2 protein-coding genes are annotated in these 1,314 nt (G+C 53.7%); both read left to right on the top strand.

What is annotated here, in order from left to right; genetic code table 11:
* On the top strand, window positions 1-551 hold a 551-nt coding region (locus tag ACXJ7R_RS33080), incomplete at its 5' end, for an amino acid ABC transporter permease (protein ID WP_457155467.1).
* On the top strand, window positions 541-1,209 hold the full coding sequence (locus ACXJ7R_RS33075; RefSeq protein ID WP_457155466.1) for an amino acid ABC transporter permease: 669 nt from the start codon (window positions 541-543) through the stop codon (window positions 1,207-1,209). The genes ACXJ7R_RS33080 and ACXJ7R_RS33075, both read left to right, overlap by 11 nt.
* Window positions 1,210-1,314 lie beyond the last annotated feature (105 nt).

The following is a 1,314-nucleotide window of genomic DNA, read 5'->3' as shown; positions in this document are numbered from 1 at the left end:
CGCTTGGGGCCAGGAGTTCTTATGCGATCATCAGACTCCCCGCTGTCGGATACGTCGAGTTTTTCCGAAACACGCCACTGGTAGTCCAGTTGTTCTGGCTTCACTTCGCACTGCCATCGATATCCGGAATAACGACAACTGCGGCTCAAACGGCGGCTATAGCAATCGTTCTGGTTATGACTGCGTATATGGCCGAAGTGTATCGGTCAGGGATAGGGAGTGTGCCACGCGGCCAATATGAGGCAGGCCTCGCACTCGGCCTCAGGAGCTGGAAATGCTGGATGCTTGTCGTGCTTCCTCAAGCCATCCGCGTCGCTCTGCCCGCAATCGGCAACACGTTGATTGGCCTTTTCAAGGCAACGTCGATTTTGTCTATTCTCGCGGTCCCAGAATTTATGCGAGTTACCAGCCGTATTAGCGATTATACCGCAAAGCCAATTACATTCTACACCATCGCTGCGGTCGTCTACGTGGCTCTCGGTCTTCTATTATCTTTCGCGCTCTCTTGGCTTGAGAAGCGTTTGCATAGGGGCGATCGACGTGGGATTTGACCTGAACCTGCTGATCGGTCCTGCACCGGCGCTGCTTTTCGGTTTCGCGGTTACGCTTGCTGTTACAATTTTGACTTTCGTCGTCGCCGCGATCCTCGGTACGGCACTCGCAATAGCGAGCTTCTCAAACAGCAAGCCAGTATCGCGTGTCGCGGTTTCCACGGCATACGTTGCACGAGCGACACCAGAATTAATTGCGATTTTTTGGGCGTATTATTGTCTGCCAATTGTCATTGGAGCCAGGTTTTCTGGCTTCACGTGCGGGGTACTCGCTCTCGGCGTGATCGGGTCAGGCTATATGGCTCAGATCATTAGAGGCGGTATTTTGGCGGTACCACTTGGCCAGTGGGAGGCAGCGAGATCTCTCGGCCTCGCGCGGYTTGCGATTTGGCTACGAGTCATCTTGCCCCAAGCAATCAGAAAGATGCTGCCGGCTCTGGTGAATTTCCTAACTGACGTGCTCAAGAATTCTACTCTTCTTGCGGGAATTGGAGTTGGCGAGGTGGCCTATGCTGCCTACCTAGCTGGATCGTCAACCTATCGGTACCTTGAGCCGCTAACAGGTGTAGCGATTCTATTTTTCGCACTGATATTTCCCCTCAGCCTCTTTGCAAGGCACCTCGGCCGTCGCGAAAGTGCGGTGACAAAAAGCATGTGAGGGTAAGAACGCCGGTTTCGATAGGCGGTATCGAGATATCCTAGCTCTTTGCAATGAGTATGTTGGCCCAATCGTCAGCGTGACGAGCGCTCGCGCCACCAATCC

Source organism: Mesorhizobium sp. P5_C1, from assembly GCF_054049815.1.
Note: the sequence above shows the minus strand (reverse complement) of the source record. Positions and strands in the feature narration are given on the sequence as shown.